Raw genomic sequence first — 17,673 nt, forward strand, 5'->3', positions numbered from 1 at the left:
GAGCGCTCTGTCATGATCAAGGCGAAAGACTCCGTTGTGTCGCTGATTGGCGTGGTAAGTGCTCAGATCGTGCTTTTTCTGTGCATCTCGTTGATCGGGCGTTTGAACGGACCAGAGGTGCTGGGACATTTTAACTACACGCTCGCGCTCGGCACGTTTGCCGGGACTCTGCTGGCGTGTCGTTATGAGCTCGCTTGCGTCAGCGATAGCCCGCAGCAATCCTTCAACGCGCTTGTCAATGTGATTAGCCTCAGCGCAGGCGTCATTCTCGTTGCAGTGGCGATCAGCTTCGTTGCTGGGCGCTCCGACCTGTACATCGTTGAAGCCTTCGCGTTTGCTTACTTCATTCAGCAGGCCGCCGGCGCCTATCTCAACAGCATGCGGCGCTATGGATGGATAGCGGCATGCCGTTTGGCAGTGAACCTGGCATTTCTGACGTGCCTGGCTGGAAGATGGGGGGTGCTCGCAACTAGAGGACTGGACGTTTTCGTTGCCTATACCGTAGTCAATGTAGTGGTCGCAGTCCTGATGCTTGTCTGGATTCTTCTGCTGGGAAAACGACGAGGATACGAGTTTCGGGTGTCGCGCGAGTTCTTTGTCGCGAACAGTCGATTCGCAAAATATATCCTGCCTTCTACCGTCTGCGGATCGGTGTTGACTTACGCACTGGCGATCGTCATCCCACATTGGTTTGGCGCCGAAAGCGCGGGGTATTTCGCCGCGGCCTATCGGCTGGGGTGTTTCCCTGTCTCGTTGATCGGTCAGAGCCTAGGTGGCGTGTTCCGGCGCGATGCGGTTGCGGCCATCGCTCAGGATGACTTAACAGATGCCTTGTCGAAGGTGTTTCTGGCTTACGCGCGATCGCTCGCGGTGCTTGCATTGCTGTACGCAGTTGGCGGCGCTCTGCTCTTCGGGCCGCTTGTAAAGATGGTGTTCGGCAATCGATGGGACGGAGCGATCGGCTTCTATTACGACCTGATTCCTCTTTTTGCGTTTCAGATGATTTATGTGCCGTTGTCCCAGGTATTTCTGGCCGTCAGACAGCAGCGAACCGACTTCCTGTTTCAGTTGTCGTGCGGCGCAACGCTCATGAGTGTGTTGTTCGCGGCCCGTCTCATGAATCTGTCGGCACAGGCGAGCATCCGGAGCTTTTCGCTGGCCGGCGCCATGTTGATGATCTGCGGCATCACGCTGACATTCAAGGTGATGAGCGGCAGCGTCTCGCGTGTTCACGCTTCGACCTGATTTCCACAAACATAGTAGAAAAACGGACCATGATTGCTTTTGTTGTTGATTCGATGGAGCGCTATTACTTCGCGAGAAGACTGGTGAAGGCTGTCGGTAAAGAACTGGATCTCCTGTTTCTAACGAGTGAGCCGGTTGCGCATGTCCGGCTCTCGTTGTCGGGTTTGCGCTCGATCTATCTGCGCAAGACAGGTTTGCTGCGCTTCAGTCCCAATGAATGCCCGACAGGGACCCAGTATGACGCCGCCATTGAGGTATTGAATGGGCACGTTTCCATGGAACGCGCACGACGCGATGCTGCTGCGATCTGCAGCAGCGTTTCCAGGGCGTTTCGTAGATTCGCGGTTTCGCAATGCGTCATATGGAACGGTCAGCAACTACTCGGTCGAACCATTGGTAAGGTTTGCGAACAGCATGGCGTGCAGCGCAGATTCCTCGAGATATCCAATCTCCCGAACAAGCTGTTCGTCGATAGCCTGGGAGTCAATGCTCTCTCGACGATCAGTGCAGATCCCGCGGTGATCGATGCGTTGCAGATGCCCAGTGAAGACGAACATCGTCGCTGGCTCGTGGATTACGAGCAATACAAATCCAGGCCGTTACCTCAGTCGCAAACGTTCATGAGTCGCAAGGCTGTGGCCGTGCTCAACTATGCGTTGAAGTTCGCCACACGAGGTGTCGCCAGGACTTCGTTGCGTACCATCCGGATCGGAAGCAGCAAGGCAGCGCATCGGCAGGCACAGAACGTTTCGCCGAAGGACCTGTCCGCGCAGCCTTACGTGTTCTTGCCGCTGCAGGTTTCCGGCGATACGCAGATCAAACTGCACTCCGATGTGAACAATGTTGGCGCGATTGAGATTGCGTCCGGGTTGGCAGCGAAGGCCGGGGCTCGACTGCTGGTGAAGCTGCACCCCGCGGAGAACGATGCCGCGATGATCGCGGAAATTGTGCGTCTTAAGAACGCTTACTTATTCGATCTGGTCGCGGCGCCTACGACGGAACTGATCAGGCATGCGCAAATGGTCGTGACCATCAACTCGACGGTGGGCCTCGAAGCGCTGCTGTACGGGAAGAAGGTCGTATCGCTGGGGAGATGTTTCTACAAGGACTTCGATCAGGCAAGGCTCCGCAAATACATTCATTCGTTTTTGATTGACGGCATCGACTATTTTGGTTCTGGTGAGATTTCTACGCTGTCGGCGCGAAATGTTTTTGCCCGGACGGTATAGAAATGAACGATTTGTCGGCGTTGAATCGCGGCTTGCGCGGCCGCACTGAACTGAGCACGGGCCGATGTGCTGTGTTGATCCCTCACTACAACAACCCCGAGGGGCTGCTGAAATCGTTGTCCTCTATCGGGAAAGACGAAGCGGTGGATGTCTGGGTGGTGGACGACGGCAGCCAGCGAAAACCCGATGAGACTGCTGCGAAGAAAGCATTTGACGGACGCATCAGGTTTGGCTATTTGCCACGAAATCAGGGTATTCAATTCGCGCTGAATGCGGGACTGCTCGAGATTGAACAACACTATGAATATGTCGCCAGACTGGATTGCGGAGATACGTGTGCTCCCAATCGCTTCCGCTTGCAAATGGAGTTTCTTGATAATAATCGGAAAATCATGCTGTTGGGGAGTGCAGTCACCTTCGTAGACACCGAAGGCGAACCCCAATACACGCTGACACTGCCGGTGAAGGCCCGAAAAATCCGACGTGCCATGCATCTGAATTGTGCCTTCGTACACCCCGCAGTGATGTGGCGATGCTCGGTCATGAGCAGACTGGGTAGCTATCCGATCGACTATCCGATGGCCGAGGACTACGCCTTCTTCTGGAAGTTTGTCAGCAGGTTTGAGACGGCCAACCTGCAGGCCGCGTTGGTAAGTTGCGAAATCAATCCGAATGGGCTCTCAATTAGCAGGCGCAAGCAGCAATTGCAGTCGAGATTGCGTTTGCAATTGCGGTATGCCCGCGCCAATGCGGCGACCGTATATGGCGTGATTAAAACGCTGGCGTTGATGGCTATTCCATATTCGATGGTGCTCTGGCTGAAGCGGCGGTAGCCCAGATAAATCCGGTCAGAACTCGAAAGTAGTCAATTGCCGCGCATTGAACGCGGCAACTTCGGTTAATCCATTAATTCATCAATAACTGACGCGTCCTCGGTAATTAGGGGCTGCGGCGGTGCAACGCCTTTGCGCCGACGGGGCATTGACGACTGCCCGTCTAAAACTGGAAATATGTTCGAAATGTTGTCTCAGCCCACGCAAGGCAAAGCCCTAAAGATTGTTCAGCTACTGGAGTCGAGCGCAACCGGAACGTTGTCGATGGTTTGCATGATCGCAAACCGGCTCGCGCAAGAGGGCCACCACGTGCATGTGATCTATTCGGTTCGGAAAGATACGCCGGCCGATCTCAGGGCGTTGTTCCACAAGGACGTCGTGTTGCGGCATATCCAGATGAAAAACGCGCGTGTGCTGTCGGTTCTCGCGGATGTGCGCGCCGCATTGAAAGAGGTTGAACCCGACATCGTGCATTTGCACTCATCCTTCGCGGGCTTCCTGGGTCGGATCGCGGCGATGTTTTCATTCCGAAAAACCGCATTCTTTTATAGCCCACACTGCATTTCCTTTATGCGCAGAGATGTTTCCATGCTCAGGAGACTGTCGTTCGCGGGCCTCGAATTGATTGCCTGTCTCAGGAGGTGCCTGTACATCGCCTGCTCCGAGAGCGAGCGCCTTGCAATACGAGCCTATCTGAGACGGCCGGTCGTGGTGATCGAAAACGCGGTTGCTAGCGTGCCGGCTGCGAGTCCCGATAAAACGAGGTACGACACGATGGCTCGTGGGTGTATCGTTACTGTTGGTGGGATTCGGGCGCAAAAGAATCCGCGCCTGTTCGCCGAGATCGCCCGCCGGTTTAAGGGGCGTGGCATGCGGTTCCTCTGGATCGGCGATGGCGATCAGGCGCTCAAGGATGAGCTGCTGGCCGCAGGCGTCGAGGTGAGTGGCTGGCTGGGTCGAGCTGAAGTCATGGATTGTCTCCAGCGAGCCAGCCTGTATCTGTCTACGGCGTCGTGGGAAGGCATGCCGGTGTCGGTTATCGAAGCCATGCTACTGAGGCGGCCGGCCGTTGTCTTTGCTTGTGCGGGAAATGTAGACGTCGTGCGCCACCTGGATACCGGGGCGATTTTCAGAACCGCGGACGAGGCGGTCGAACTACTTGCCAGGCTTGCCGAAGATGAGATGCTTCGGGAGGCTATCGCGGCACGCGCTCATGCGGAGGCGCAGGCACGATTTTGCGAGGACAGGTTCTTCAAGGAACTGATACCGGTTTATATTGCGGGTCGAGAAGGGCGTTTGCGGAGGGGCGGTCCCACGCGTTTGCGTGCGTGGCTCGAATCGGCATTGCCGTAACTTACCCAACAATCTGGAGAAGAAAGTGAAAGTACATATTGGTTCAGGCATCGACATTGGGAACAATCTGCCGTTCGTGCTGTTCGGCGGACTCAACGTTCTCGAGAACCTCGATCTTACCCTTGACGTCTGCGGCCAGTTTGTAGAGACCACGCGGAAACTGAACGTCCCGTTTGTCTTCAAAGCGTCTTTCGACAAGGCGAACCGGTCGTCGATCCATTCTTATCGCGGCGTGGGCCTCGATGAGGGACTCACCATTCTCAGCGCCGTGAAGGAGCGCTTCGGCGTCCCTGTGATCACCGACGTTCATGAGGTCGAGCAGGCGGCAGCGGTCGGCCAGGTTGCGGATGTTTTACAGGTTCCGGCATTTCTGGCGCGCCAAACGGATCTCGTCGTGGCGATCGCAAAGACCGGTAAGCCGATCAACGTCAAAAAACCGCAGTTCATGAGCCCCACGCAGCTGAAACATGTGGTGACGAAGTGCCGCGAGGTGGGTAACGACCAAGTGATTCTTTGCGAGCGTGGCAGTTCGTTTGGCTACGACAATCTCGTGGTGGACATGCTGGGTTTTCGCCAGATGGCGGAAGCGACCGGTGGATGTCCTGTGATCTTCGACGTAACTCACAGCCTGCAGAATCGCGATCCGCTAGGCGAGGCATCGGGAGGCCGTCGGCGTCAGGTGCTGGATCTGGCGAGAGCCGGTATGGCAGTGGGTCTGGGTGGCCTGTTCCTGGAGGCGCATCCTGATCCGGACAACGCGCGTTGCGATGGGCCTAGCGCGCTGCCGCTCCATTTGCTTGAGGCGTTCCTCACGCAAATCAAGGCGATTGACGATCTGGTGAAGGGCATGCCCGTGTTGGACATCCGCTGAGCGGACGCGAGTAGTCATTGGCAAGCGCGAAGGCTGGGCACTTATTTCGGGTGCCTTGCTTTCAGCCGGGGGCTGGTGCCGGGCGTTGCATAAGCGTTTGTCTGAAATCCGGAAATCTCATAAAGCTAATGTAATTCGAGTTGTGCTGGCTCTGTGCGCCGCCTTGAGCGTCGTCAAACGCCATACGGATTACGGCAATCATGTCGTTTCCTTCGATTTGCCAGTCGACGTACTGGAAGCCGTGCTTTTGGCGATCCGGGTGTTCCATCAGCACGCGCCGGATAGTCCAGTGGCGCAGGTCGGGTGACGATATCAACGCCAGCGTGTTGCGGACCCGTTCGAGGTTTTCGTGTCCGTTGTTTTGCAGCACGGCGTTGGTGAGCGACCAATAGAGCTTTGTTCGCGCATCGAACCGGATCGTGAATTTCTTGCCGCCGCCGGGCATGTCGACAAAATCACGGGCTGGATCGAAGGAGAGCGCGTCTGCTCCAGCGTTCAGAGAAACCAGCGCGGCTTTTTCTTGCCCCCGCCTGCTGTTTACGCGCATCACGACGGACGGTAGAGCTTGCCCCGTCGACACCATATTGCCCTCTTCCCACGAAAGGAAGTCACCATTCAGCCACCTCTTGTCCGATCGGAGATGCGTCGTACTGCTCCAGGCGGTCGTATCGAGCAGATCGGCGTCGACGGGGGCTGACAGGACGACTTCCCGCAGGTCGCCACCTTCGGCGATTTCGAAACTTCTCCAGATGCGCCCATGATCAACCAGCACCGGTACTGGCGCCGTAACGTAACGGCCCGGCATGGGGAAGCGACCCGTCGATGCGTCGAGTGGCGTCGTCCATGTCGCCCCTCCATTGTCCGAGCGTCGAATCACGGGTGTGCCCATGGAACGGTCGGTGCCAAACAGATAGAGCGCGCCACGTGCAACGAATATCGAAGACCAGTACTGCCCCGATACTTGTCCCAGGCTCTTCCAGGTGACACCTTTGTCACGGGAAGCAAAGAGCGAAACTTGATCTTCTTTTGAACCGGCGCCGAACGTGTCGTGAGACACGATGTAGGTGCCGTCCGGGAGTACCGCGAGAGAGGGCGATCCAAGAAAGATCTGTGTCGAGGCGGCGCTGTGGGCAATGATCCGGCCAGGCGGCGATTCGGGCGCGACCTGAGCGACCGAGACGTCGACGGTCAATGCGCCCAGAAGGAGAACCAGGATCCACCGTGTCATTGCCGACACCGAATCTGTGCCAACGAACCGAGCGAACCGAGGTAGAAGCGTTTGCGTCTCCCAGGATGCCTTCCCATCGGAATTTCGCGTGACACAACGAGGAACAGCAAAAGTGTGAGCCACAGCATTCCGTGGAGGAAGTGGTATTTGAATAGCAGGATCGGGAGTAAATAGAGCAGGTATCGTCTTCGTCCGTGGCCATTGAACAGGGCTAAAAGCGAGCCAAAGAACACAGTGGCGCCCACTGCTCCCGCACTGAAGATCATGTACACATAGAAGGAGCTATCGCGAACTTCGTAACCGCGCAAATGGGTTTTCCCGACGTTGTTGCGTTCGTCCCAGAACAGACCGTTGCCGAACATGCCCGAAACGGAATCGCGCACGGCCAGTTCGTTGAAGACGAGCGTTCGGCTGGCGACTGCGTTGTAATCTTCCGATTGATTGACACGCCTGTCGTAGACCGTGTAGAGCGGAGGGGTACATAAAACGGCGACTAGAATCGTCGCAATTTTTAATCGAACCGAGACACGCCCGAGGAATAAATGCACGATACAAAGCATCGCGCATACGATGATCGCGGCAACCGAGAAGCTCAGCAATGCAGTAAAAAAGGCGAGGCATGTGGCGAAGGTCAACTGGCGTTTCGCCAGCAACAGGACGATACCTGCCGGGACAACCGTCATGGCATAAAACGATGGCTCCGAGAACAATCCCAGCGCGCGGATGGGTATCAGGCTGTCACTTAGCGTCTTGGTTTCATAGAGCGCTTCGGCACTGCCTTCACGAACGTAACTGTCGAAGTCAATGAAATGGCCGGTGAGCAGATAGTACGTAAGCTGGAAAATAAAAAATGCAGCATGAACGTAGATCAGGATTTCGCATGCGCGCGTCAGCGACCCAAGTGTGAGGATCTTGCTGCGGAACATCCAGAACATCAATGCGATATAGGTCTGGATAAAAATGAACTTGATGAAATAGTTCAGATAGAAGTCGCCAAACGCAGACTGGATAAACGACAGGCAAAGAATGGTCGCCCAGTATGCGAGAACCGGCGCCAGGCCGATCTGCCGCGCCAGCAAGGTTGGCATCTTCAGAAACGCCAAAGCGCCTATCAAGACGTATGCACATGCTGCTGCTCGAACACTGAACGCGCTAAGCGAAAAGAAAGCGATGCTCGCGGCAAATAGAAATGTAGACACGCTAGCGCGCCGCATAGAGATACCCTGCTTCGTTGCCCGTCCTGATGGCGGGGCGTTACCTAAAACAGCCGTTCACAAAGAACTGGCGAATAAGACTCGATGGCCGTTTGAATCGGTGCATGGTGTCCATACGCAGCCGCCGACACTAACAGCATCGAGCCGATCGCGAATGGCCGCAGGCGCGAGGGGAGTACGGGTGTGTCCTTCCAGCGTACAAAGATCACGGTCACCACCGCGCCCAGAGCCCAACCCGCGATAACTTCCGAAGTCGTGTGTGCCTGATCGAAAACGCGGGCCGTGCCGATCAATGCAGCCAGCAGGAATCCCAACATCAATGCGGCGCGCGTGCCCGTGCTCGTTCCGCTGCGCGAGGCAAGCAGGAACGCCATTGGCCAGACTGCCGAGGCAAGCATGGTGTGGCCGCTTATGACGCGAAAACCAATCGCGGGGATTTGCACGCCGCATCCGGCATAGAGAATCTTGGTCAATCCGACCATCAACATGCCGGCGCAAAGCGGCGCCAGCCACGCGAGCGCGGCGCGCCAGCCAGACAAGGACATGGCTAGCCATGCGCAGCAGGCAACAGCAAGGGGTAGCGTCATGGCTGCGTCGCCGAGATCGCTAATGGCAGACCACATTTCAGTTCCTCGAATTTGAGAAGGCGTATTGGCCTGCGTGTGACCGGTAACGACGCTGTACGGGAAAGAGCGAGATTTTGCGGCAGAAACAATTTGGTTGGAATGGGACGTGTCTGAAATGCCGTGATCCTCCTGCGGAAAGCAGAGGCTGCCTGCCCGGCAACCGCTGCTTTGAATGGTCGTCTACTTCTCACCTGAGCTTTAATGCTTGCTCGCCCATCTCTACAAGAGCGCTGTTTTTGCGCGTTTTGAGACAAGCGTTTTACGGAGAGATTTCTTCTTTCCCTGAAATCGAATCCATAATTTTAGCAAATTGACCTTGCGATCCTATATTCGGATTATTGAAAATGATAATTCAATCCAACAGTAAAACTGTCATTTCTGCGTTTCGTGCCGCTCGAACGGGAAGTGTCGGCGGTCCATTCGCCGGCAAGTCCGAATTGACTGGATAGCTTATATTCCACTCCCAATCCACCATGCAGTCGCGTGTCCGGCCATGAGCCCGTAAAGCCGAGCCGCGCATACGGCATCAGTTTGCCGACGGGAACACCCACTTTGGCGTCGAGACCGCCATCCTTTCCGGTGGCCGAGCCATGGTGGAAATCGGTGAACGCTTCGGCGCCGAGCACCAGGGGGCCGGCATCGAACGCGTAGCCTGCGACTAGCCCGGGAAACGTTGTGTCGTGCCTGGCTCTGGGTGCGACGCCCGAGGCATTGGAGCGGTTCTCGCCAAGTTTGAAGCCGACGTACCCTCCGGAGAATTCGCTGCCTTGGGGTTGGACTGCCTCGGGGGCGGTACCGGCATGAGCCTGCGTGAGGCCGGTCAGAATAATCGCGAGCGTGGTGGTGCAAACGGTGTAAAAAATCTTCTTTGTCTTCATTAGTGAAACGGAAATGTAAATGTCAATTTACGTGAATCCCGTTTCATTTTATAAATGTAATATTTTTTCAAAATCAGGATTCACGGTTTGCCTGTGGAATTCACGGGCGTGTGAGAGGCTAATTGCATGATCCCGAGCGTCAAATAAGAGTAATCCGAAATGGAATTTGTGTTAATCAAGTGTAAATATTGATCTGCATTAAAGCGCCGGGACGAATCGCTTGACGTGATATTTGTCGAGGCGCGTGGATGAACGGTGGGTGTCTACGATCGATGCAATCGCTCGGCGTATCGGGGCGCGGACGCCGAACAGATAGGACAAGTCGAGACTATTCCTATTTTTCTGATCTTCCTCTGTCAGTAGACTTTCGATTCCTGTTGCCGGGCTGTGTAGTCCGATGTCAGAGATGCCCTACACGGGATCTGCCATCTTTTCCGCGCGGCTACCAAGTGTCGTCACACCGTCGCCCATGCCCCGCAGCCTTCTTTTCGACTGCGAGAGTTCTCCATCATGTGGCTGTATCTACGTAACATCCTTGTCCGCGAGCCGGTTCATTCCACCAATACGGACCCGTCGCCCGATCTCAAACGCACTTCTCCAATGGGGTCCGCAGCCAGAGTGTTCATGCTGAGCAGCGCGTTGGCTGCTGCGCTGGGCGCGCCTGTCGAGTCGCGTGCGGTTTCAAAGCTACCCGGTCAGGCGTCAGTGCCGGGCCCAAACCAGTCTGCAGTGCAACGACCGCTGCCGGGCACGCAATCCCCGGCGCCGGACGGCACAAACCGTCTGCCGGCCTCCGATGGGCCAGTCACATCCGTGATGCAAATGGCATTCGATGGCTTGCATAACCTGTCGTTCCTTCGCGACGATCTGCATTCGCGCCCAACGCTTGTCCTGTCGCTCGACGAGCCGGTGCTGATGAAGATGTGCCGGCTCAGCCCTTCCGTGTGCGTCCCGCTGGCTCCCTCTGCGGGTGCCCACGAATGGACCGGGCGGGTAGCCGTCGGTACTGGCAAGACGGGCAGCCTCGCCGACACCTCCGGGTCGCGTGCCGCCGATGTTGCTCATCCCACCACCCTCTCAGGCGTCGCCCCGTTGGAGATGCCGCCTGCGCAAACGAACACCTACGCGGGGGAGATCAAAGGTGGCTTGCACGCTGCGTGGACGCCGGTGGGCCTTCCGGCGGATCTGGTCGTGCAACTCAGCCGTATCTTTGCGGGACGTCTGGACGCCACTCAACCGGCTCAAGCGGGCGACTACTACCGTATCGCCTATGAACGGGTCGACGGCAAGCCGGCCAGCGCGGCCGGCGTACGCATCACGGCGGTCGAGTTGCGACTCGCGGGTCAGACTCATCGCGCGGTCTGGTTTGTTGCGCCAGGAAGGGTAGCTGGCGACTACTATTCGTTCGACGGCCAGCGTCTGACCGCCGAACCGTTCGCCATGCCATTGAACTTCGTGCGCGTGAGTTCGCCATTCGGTTACCGCATTCATCCGGTGACCGGGCAGCGTCTGCTGCATACGGGCGTGGACCTCACAGCGGCGCCCGGTACGCCGGTCGTTGCTGCCTCCGCAGGCACGGTGCAGTTCGTTGGTTACGACAGCGGTTATGGCAATCATGTCGTGCTGCGTCACACGCAGGGCTATACCTCGTACTACGCGCATCTATCGGCGTTTGCCAAGGGACTGAGGGCAGGCATGCAGGTCACCCAGGGACAGTCGTTGGGCGCAGTCGGAGAGACGGGAGTCGCGACTGGTCCGCATCTGCACTTTGAGGTTCGCCTGAACAACCAGCCTACCGATCCGCTCAAGCTGACGAGCCGTTCGAGCGCGGTGCCGCTGGCGGGTCGCCAGCGTGCCGCGTTCGATCAATTGGCGAGTGTCGCACTTGCCGGGCTTCCCGCAATGCCGGGCGATGTGCGCACCGCCGCGAATACGCCGTTTCCTGTGCGATGAGTTTCCCCAGCCACCTGAACTGAGCATCGCTGTGTTGACGGCCTTGGAGGTTTCCGGGGCGGCCGCAACTGTTTCGTTTAACGACACGGTCCGATGACACAACCATGACAGCACCGGCTTTGCCGATCCGCTGTTTTCTCGCGGCAAAGCAGCAGCCCCTTCTGCTATCCGGCGCGAATGCACTTGCGCCCGCGTTGCCCACAGGATTTAATACGGCAACGCAATGGCGCTTGCCGGCGTGGCAGTGGGGCGATCTTCGAAGAACACAATGAATAGTGCAATCCGGCGCGTTCGCAGTTAAGGCGCGTCGGCACGGCAGCCTGTGTGGACTGAGAGCCACGCCGGTTGCGGCGAGTCACCATAACCGGAGCGGAGCATGAAAGCCAGCACCATCGCGGAACGGGAGGCCAGCGGCCGGGCAGCGCGCGAACATTCGAAGCGCTCGAGTCATCGCGCGACTGGCGATGTCCACCGCAACCCGGTCGATCTTCTCAAGCAAAGCAGCGAAGGACGGGTGCAGAAGCTGGTGCCATTGCGCTACGGTCGCATGGCCGTTTCGCCTTTCACGTTCTTTCGCGGCAGTGCGATCATCCAGGCTCACGACCTGAGCCGGACTTCCGACACGGGCATCGTGATGCCGATCTGCGGCGATGGCCATCTGATGAACTTCGGCGGTTTCGCGACACCGGAACGGCAGCTCGTCTTCGATCTGAACGACTTCGATGAGGTGGCGCTCGGCCCGTTCGAATGGGATCTCAAACGCCTGACTGCCAGTCTCGTGGTGGCCGCGCGGCATATGCGCCTGAGCCGCGGCTTCTCCGCCGAGCTGGTGATGACGGCGGTCAGCGAATACCGCGATCGCATGATGCAGTATGCGCAATGCGGGGCGCTCGAACTGTGGTACGAGCGCATTACGTTCGAACACATGGCCGAAACCGCGCTGACGCCGGAGCGCCGCCGCACCGTCAGGCGCGGCATGGAGAAGGCGGCTGGACGCACTCAGGAGAGCATGCTAGAAAAGATGTGCGAGCACGTGGGCGACCATCTGGTCATCCGTGACGCGCCGCCCGGGCTATTTCATGTGCACGGCGCCAATACGATGTTCGAGGCTGAAGACGACTGGTTCACTCTGGGCGACTGGCGCAAGCTCATCGGGCCTATGTACGGCGAGTACCTGAAGACGCTGACGCATGACCGGCGCGAACTGCTGAGCCACTTTACGGCGCAGGATCTGGTTTTCAAGGTGGTGGGCGTCGGCAGCGTGGGCACGCGCTGTCTGGTTCTGCTGAGCACCGATCATATGGGCAAGCCGCTCTTCCTCCAGATCAAGGAAGCGCGCCAGTCGGTGGTCGCCCAATACTTCAAGGGACAAACCTTGCAGCACGATGGCGAGCGCGTCGTGCGTGGGCAGCGGGTGCTGCAGGCAGCGAGCGACATCTTCCTCGGCTGGGCTACCGGCCCGTCGAGCCGGCATTTCTATTTCCGGCAACTGCGCGATATGAAGCTCTCGGCGAATATCGAGCTGTTCGATAACGACCTCCTGCTGGGGTACGCGAAGTTGTGCGGCTGGGTAATGGCGCGCGCTCATGCGAAGGCGAGCGGCAAGGCCATTGAAATCAGCGCCTATATCGGCCGCGGCGATCAGTTTGGAGAAGCGCTGACCGACTACGCACTCGCATACGCAGACCAGGTCGAGAAAGACTACGACGTCTTCATGAAAGCCTGCCGCAACGGCGAGCTTGAAGCGCGTAGCGACGAGGACATGGCGGCGGATTTCCGTATGTAGTCCCTGGCAGTTCGGTTGAGCGGCGCGACACCGCTCAACTGACCGAAAAGTGCACCCGCACATCCTGATCGCTTTCGACGGGGTGGCCGTTTTCCATTGCCGGGAAAAAGCGCCAGCGGTGCAAGGTTTCCAGCAGGATCTGATTGAGCCGCGGATTTTGCGTAGGCTTCACCAGTTCGACCTCGAACGTGCCATCGGCATGTACCTTGAAGTGAGCGAGCGCCGTGACCTGATAACCCTGCTCCCGCAGGTCGTCCGGCAGTACCGGCATCGGTTGGGATAGCAGGCGTGCTTGCGTGCTGCCAGATGGCGGCGCGGGCGTGGCGGCTGCTGTGCTGTTCGACGGCACGGCAGCGTTGCTTGCCGTGGCCGCTGCGGGTGCTGCCTGCGCGGATGTGGTTGACGTTGCGGATTGCTCTGGCGTTACCGGCTCAATCGGGGAATGCGCCTCTTCGTGCAGCTGCGGTGGTTGCCTTGGTTGTGTCGGACTACTACGCGGCGGCTGGACCGCGTGCGTTATCGGCGCCGGGGTGGTCTGGGTGCGCTTCGCGACGGGCGGAGAGGGCGCCGCCTGTGCAGGCGCGGCTCGTTGCACAGACGTGAGCGGCGCAGGCACCGGAGGTGGCGCAAGTTCGACAAGACGCATGTCGATCGTCGTCGGCACATGCGTGTGCGGTGAAGATTCATGGGTGGTCAGCCAGCCCACGGAGCGCGCCAGTAGCGTCAGACACAGCACCCCAGCCAGCACAAACGCCACCGCAAAGCGCGCGCCCTCGCGATCAGCAAGCGCCAATAGCCGTTGCAAGCCGCTACTCACGATGCACGGCGACGAGAAAGTGCTCGGCTCCAGCCTGGCGTGCGGCCAGCATGGCCTGCACGACGACACCGTGTGACGCGTGATCGTCGGCGGCGACCACCACGTTGGCATCGGGACGCAACAGGCGCGCGATCGTCGGCGTGACCTGATCGAGCCGCACGGCCTGCTGATTGATAAAAACCTGATTGGCCTCGTTCACCGACAGCGTCAGCGGCTTGTCCTGGGTCATCTGCTGCGCGCGTCCTTGCGGCAGGTTGATCCGCACGGCGTCCAGACGCTGCATGGCCAGCGAGGTCAGCATGAAGGTTGCCAGCAGAAAGAACATCACATCGATCATCGGAATGATTTCGATGCGGCCGCGCTTCGAGCGGCGTGAACGCCGCAGTTTCATGACGGAAGGCCCGCGCTTTCGCTAGCGAGGCGCAGGTCGCTGAGCGACTCGTTGGCGAACGATTCGAGTTCGTCCATCAGACGATCGATACGGCGCGAAAAGAAGTTAAACGCAAACAGCGCGACGAGAGCGATCACAAGGCCAATCGCGGTGGCGATCAGCGCCTGCGCGACGCCGCCGGTGACGCCCGACGGATTCACCAGGCCATCGCCGCCGATCAGTTTGAACGAATGCATCATGCCGACGATCGTGCCGAGCAGGCCTAGCAGCGGCGCCGCCGTCACGATGGTCTCGAGCAGCCACAAGCCGCGGCTCATATCACGCTCGATCTGCGCGGCGGCAGCCTCGACCCGCGTTTCGATGCGCCATAACGGGGTCCGCGGGTCGCGCAGCAACTGGCCAATCCGGCTAAACGCGTGCTGTTTTGGCAGGCTACCGGGAAGCTGCCTAAGGTCGGCTAACCCCGGCATGCGTGCGAACCGCCAGAACGCATACGCCCGGTCGAGCGTGATGGCGAGCGCGACGATCGCCAGCACCGTCAGCGGATAGATTACCCAGCCACCGAGGCGTGCCGCGTCGGCGAGATTGGTCCAGTCGTTCATGGTCAGGCTCCTTCGTGTTTCTTTACTGGCGTCAGCGCTATCGGCACCGCTCTCAGAACAGCTTGGTGATGCCGGCGTAAATCGCGCGCTGCGGACCGTATTGCGGAGCTTCGACACCGATGCCCGAGCCGTCGCGCAGCTCATACACGCTGTTGATTGCATTGATCACCACGAGGCGGACATCGAACTTGCCGACGATCGGTTCGTTGAAATGCTGGATCACGGCCAGATTGAGCTGTCCGTACCACGGCAGCTTGTCGGTGTTCGCAAAGCCGCTGCGCAAGCCGCTGCCCACGATCGCGTCGGCAGTGAACGTGGTCCTCCCCAGTTCATAGGCACCACCGAGCGACACGGTCACGCGCTGATCGTGGTCGAGGAACACCCAGTTATTCGCGATATACGCGAGTTCGGCCGCGGAGAAGTTGAACTGCGCCGAATCGACGTCCTTGCCCTGGGCCTTGCTATACGCGAGATTCAGATACGCGGAGACGTTGCCCTGCTTGTAGTTGGTGGTGAATTCGAGCCCATACACGCGGCCGTACTGGTAGTTGAACGGCGTATTGATCAGCGCAGTGCCAAACTGTCCTTCGTCGAGCAGGTTTCTTGCGATCTTGTAGTAAGCGTCGAGGCCGATAGTCAACGCGGGCGTGATGCGCTGCGTCACGCCGATGTCGAAATAGTCGCTGCGCTCGGGCTGCACCGGGCTGTCCGCGGACACCTCGCTCTGATTGGTCGTGCCGACGAAACGGGAGACCGTAGTCGCAGAGACCAGTTCGAAATCAGGTGGTGTGAAGTAGCGCGAATAACCGGCATGCAGCGTGGTGGCGTTGGTTGGCTCGAATACGAGGCCGATACGCGGACTCAACTGGCTGGCGTGCACAAACTCGTCCATGCCGTCGTAACGCAGACCGTAGTTCAACGTCAGCTTGCTATTGAGCTTCCATTCGTCCTGCAGGTACGCGCTATACAGATAGCCCGTGTTGGCACCCGCGTCGTTGATGTTGAACGGGACGTCCGAGCTCTGATTGCCGTTGGCGTCGGTGGGGAACACGGAAACATTGTCGCTGAAGACGGCGTGCTCCTGCTCGACCCACACGCCGCCACGTAACGTGTGTGCGTCGTTGAGCCGGAACGTCGTATCGGCCTGCACGCCCTCGGCCTGGTTGCTGCGGAAGTCGGTCGAGGCCACCCCGTTGAACATCAGATCGCCGATGGGGTCCGGATTGAACTGGGTCCGCGTATAGCGCGTGAACAGCGACACCTGATAGTCGAGTGCGCCGCCATTGGTGCCCTGCAACGCTAGTACTCCGAAGTTGTTCAGCTCCGACTGCGTTTCGTTCAGATCGGCGGAGTTGAAGGTTGCGTGGCCGGCGAGCGCGAAATTGGTCGGCAGGCCTGGCGTGTTCGGCAGCTGGAACTGATTGGCGGCCGTGCCCGCCATCAACGTCACGCGAGTGAGCGGATTGATGATGTACGACAGGTAGCCGAAACCGTTGCCCTGGCGCGTGTGATCGTGTATCGGACTGCCGTCCGCAGTCGGCGCCTCGATGCCGAGGTTGTTTTCGCCGAGCGAGCCGGTGAAGAAATAGCTGAGCGCACCTTCCGATCCGTAGACGTCGGCGCTGCTCTGCAGTGTCTGATGGCTGCCGCCATAGACGTCGACCGAGCCGCCGTTGCCGAGATCGCCCGACTTCGTCGTAATGTCGACGATGCCGGCCGTCTTGTAGCCGTACTGCGCCGGCAGCGCACCGGTGATGAGGTTGACCTGATCGACGATGTGCGTATCGAGCGACTGCCCAAAGCCGCTGATCGGTTCGGGGATGATGATGCCGTTGATCCGGTATTGCAGGTCCGCGTGATCGCCGCGTACGTGGAGCTGGCCATACGAATCGTTGGCGACGCCCGGCGCCTGCAGCAACACCTGGTTGATAGGCGTGTTGTCCCCTTGCGGCAGCGCCTGGATGTCCGCCTGCGTGAAGCGGTAGACGCTCGCGCCGACATCCGGCTGCAGGCCGTTGCGGGCCTCGTTGAGGCGCTGCGCCTGAACGTTGACGTCGATCGCGCTGCCTTTTTCGAGCGCGACTTTCAGCGCGGGAGGCGTGTTGCCGTCGACGGTGGCGATACTGGTATTCGACCCGAAGCCTTTCGCGTTGACGGTGACCGCGTAGGTGCCGGGCTGGACGTCGGACAGCGCGAAACGGCCGTCGTGGCCGGTGTGCGTTTGCGCGAGCGTGTGGCCGTCGGCATCCTGAATCGACACCGCGGCGTTGTCGACCGCGTGTCCCTGCGTATCGGTGACGGTACCGGTCAATGGGGCGCCTGCGGAGGCGGCGAGCGCGTGCAGCGAAACCGTCTGCGCAAACAGCAGCAACACGGCACGCGAGATGAGTATGTGATGTTTCATGTTCTTGTTGTGCGAGTGGATGATCCTCTTGTCGCGCCGGACCGGCCGTACTTAGCGGTAAGCGCCATGTTTCAGGCGTGGGTCCGGTCTGCGAATTTCGTGATGTTATAACATAACAAATTATTTGTGCAATCGCGGATTCGAATCTGTGGCGGGGAAGAACGCACACATCGAAATACCTGCTGCGCGATCCGACAGCAAATCGAAGCCAGGTTGAAAGGAAGGGCCATCTCGTGCAACGAC

Annotated in this window: 15 protein-coding genes; 7 read left to right on the top strand and 8 right to left on the bottom strand. The window is 58.8% G+C overall.

Annotated features, from left to right (window positions below; genetic code table 11):
• Positions 1-12: 12 nt before the first annotated feature.
• The 5 genes from P3T24_RS01020 (at position 13) to kdsA (ending at position 5,531) form a co-directional block, all read left to right on the top strand.
• The gene (locus P3T24_RS01020; protein WP_429431630.1) at positions 13-1,245 is read left to right on the top strand and encodes a lipopolysaccharide biosynthesis protein; all 1,233 of its coding nucleotides are present in this window, start codon (positions 13-15) and stop codon (positions 1,243-1,245) included.
• A 29-nt stretch (positions 1,246-1,274) separates the two neighbouring features.
• Positions 1,275-2,474, top strand: a complete 1,200-nt coding sequence (locus P3T24_RS01025) for a capsular biosynthesis protein (RefSeq protein WP_429433210.1) — start codon at positions 1,275-1,277, stop codon at positions 2,472-2,474.
• A gap of 2 nt (positions 2,475-2,476) precedes the next feature.
• The gene (locus P3T24_RS01030; protein WP_429408227.1) at positions 2,477-3,307 is read left to right on the top strand and encodes a glycosyltransferase; all 831 of its coding nucleotides are present in this window, start codon (positions 2,477-2,479) and stop codon (positions 3,305-3,307) included.
• Between the two features lie 177 nt (positions 3,308-3,484).
• On the top strand, positions 3,485-4,660 hold the full coding sequence (locus P3T24_RS01035; RefSeq protein ID WP_429431633.1) for a glycosyltransferase: 1,176 nt from the start codon (positions 3,485-3,487) through the stop codon (positions 4,658-4,660).
• A gap of 25 nt (positions 4,661-4,685) precedes the next feature.
• A complete protein-coding gene (gene kdsA, locus P3T24_RS01040; RefSeq protein ID WP_429431636.1) occupies positions 4,686-5,531 on the top strand; it encodes a 3-deoxy-8-phosphooctulonate synthase in 846 nt (281 codons plus the stop codon).
• A 61-nt stretch (positions 5,532-5,592) separates the two neighbouring features.
• On the opposite strand, the gene P3T24_RS01045 is transcribed toward kdsA, so the two are convergent.
• The 4 genes from P3T24_RS01045 to P3T24_RS01060 all read right to left on the bottom strand — a co-directional run bounded on the left by P3T24_RS01045 (position 5,593) and on the right by P3T24_RS01060 (position 9,477).
• Positions 5,593-6,759, bottom strand: coding sequence for a sialidase family protein (locus P3T24_RS01045; RefSeq protein ID WP_429431639.1), 1,167 nt, complete (start codon positions 6,757-6,759; stop codon positions 5,593-5,595).
• Positions 6,756-7,973 (bottom strand): hypothetical protein, encoded by a 1,218-nt coding sequence (locus P3T24_RS01050; protein ID WP_429431642.1) that lies wholly within the window; start codon positions 7,971-7,973, stop codon positions 6,756-6,758. The genes P3T24_RS01045 and P3T24_RS01050 overlap by 4 nt, the downstream gene beginning before the upstream one ends.
• Before the next feature lie 44 nt (positions 7,974-8,017).
• The gene (locus P3T24_RS01055; RefSeq protein ID WP_429285976.1) at positions 8,018-8,596 is read right to left on the bottom strand and encodes a phosphatase PAP2 family protein; all 579 of its coding nucleotides are present in this window, start codon (positions 8,594-8,596) and stop codon (positions 8,018-8,020) included.
• 338 nt (positions 8,597-8,934) lie between these two features.
• Entirely contained in the window at positions 8,935-9,477 is a 543-nt protein-coding gene (locus P3T24_RS01060; protein WP_429431644.1) for an outer membrane protein, read from the bottom strand.
• Between the two features lie 624 nt (positions 9,478-10,101).
• Here P3T24_RS01060 and P3T24_RS01065 point away from each other — a divergent pair.
• Positions 10,102-11,430: a M23 family metallopeptidase gene (locus P3T24_RS01065; protein WP_429431647.1), complete on the top strand. Its 1,329-nt coding sequence runs from the start codon at positions 10,102-10,104 to the stop codon at positions 11,428-11,430.
• Positions 11,431-11,806: 376 nt separating this feature from the next.
• On the top strand, positions 11,807-13,216 hold the full coding sequence (locus P3T24_RS01070; protein ID WP_429431650.1) for a DUF2252 domain-containing protein: 1,410 nt from the start codon (positions 11,807-11,809) through the stop codon (positions 13,214-13,216).
• Between the two features lie 34 nt (positions 13,217-13,250).
• Here the strand turns inward: P3T24_RS01070 and P3T24_RS01075 are convergent, their stop codons facing one another.
• The 4 genes from P3T24_RS01075 to P3T24_RS01090 are packed head-to-tail and all read right to left on the bottom strand — an operon-like array spanning position 13,251 to position 17,430.
• On the bottom strand, positions 13,251-14,021 hold the full coding sequence (locus tag P3T24_RS01075; protein ID WP_429431653.1) for an energy transducer TonB: 771 nt from the start codon (positions 14,019-14,021) through the stop codon (positions 13,251-13,253).
• Positions 14,022-14,025: 4 nt separating this feature from the next.
• Positions 14,026-14,424 (bottom strand): ExbD/TolR family protein, encoded by a 399-nt coding sequence (locus P3T24_RS01080; RefSeq protein WP_074269105.1) that lies wholly within the window; start codon positions 14,422-14,424, stop codon positions 14,026-14,028.
• The gene (locus P3T24_RS01085; RefSeq protein WP_429431656.1) at positions 14,421-15,026 is read right to left on the bottom strand and encodes a MotA/TolQ/ExbB proton channel family protein; all 606 of its coding nucleotides are present in this window, start codon (positions 15,024-15,026) and stop codon (positions 14,421-14,423) included. The genes P3T24_RS01080 and P3T24_RS01085 overlap by 4 nt, the downstream gene beginning before the upstream one ends.
• A 52-nt stretch (positions 15,027-15,078) precedes the next feature.
• The gene (locus P3T24_RS01090; protein ID WP_429408209.1) at positions 15,079-17,430 is read right to left on the bottom strand and encodes a TonB-dependent receptor; all 2,352 of its coding nucleotides are present in this window, start codon (positions 17,428-17,430) and stop codon (positions 15,079-15,081) included.
• Between the last annotated feature and the right edge of the window lie 243 nt (positions 17,431-17,673).

This window comes from Paraburkholderia sp. GAS33, assembly GCF_050436645.1.
GTDB lineage: Bacteria > Pseudomonadota > Gammaproteobacteria > Burkholderiales > Burkholderiaceae > Paraburkholderia > Paraburkholderia phenazinium_B.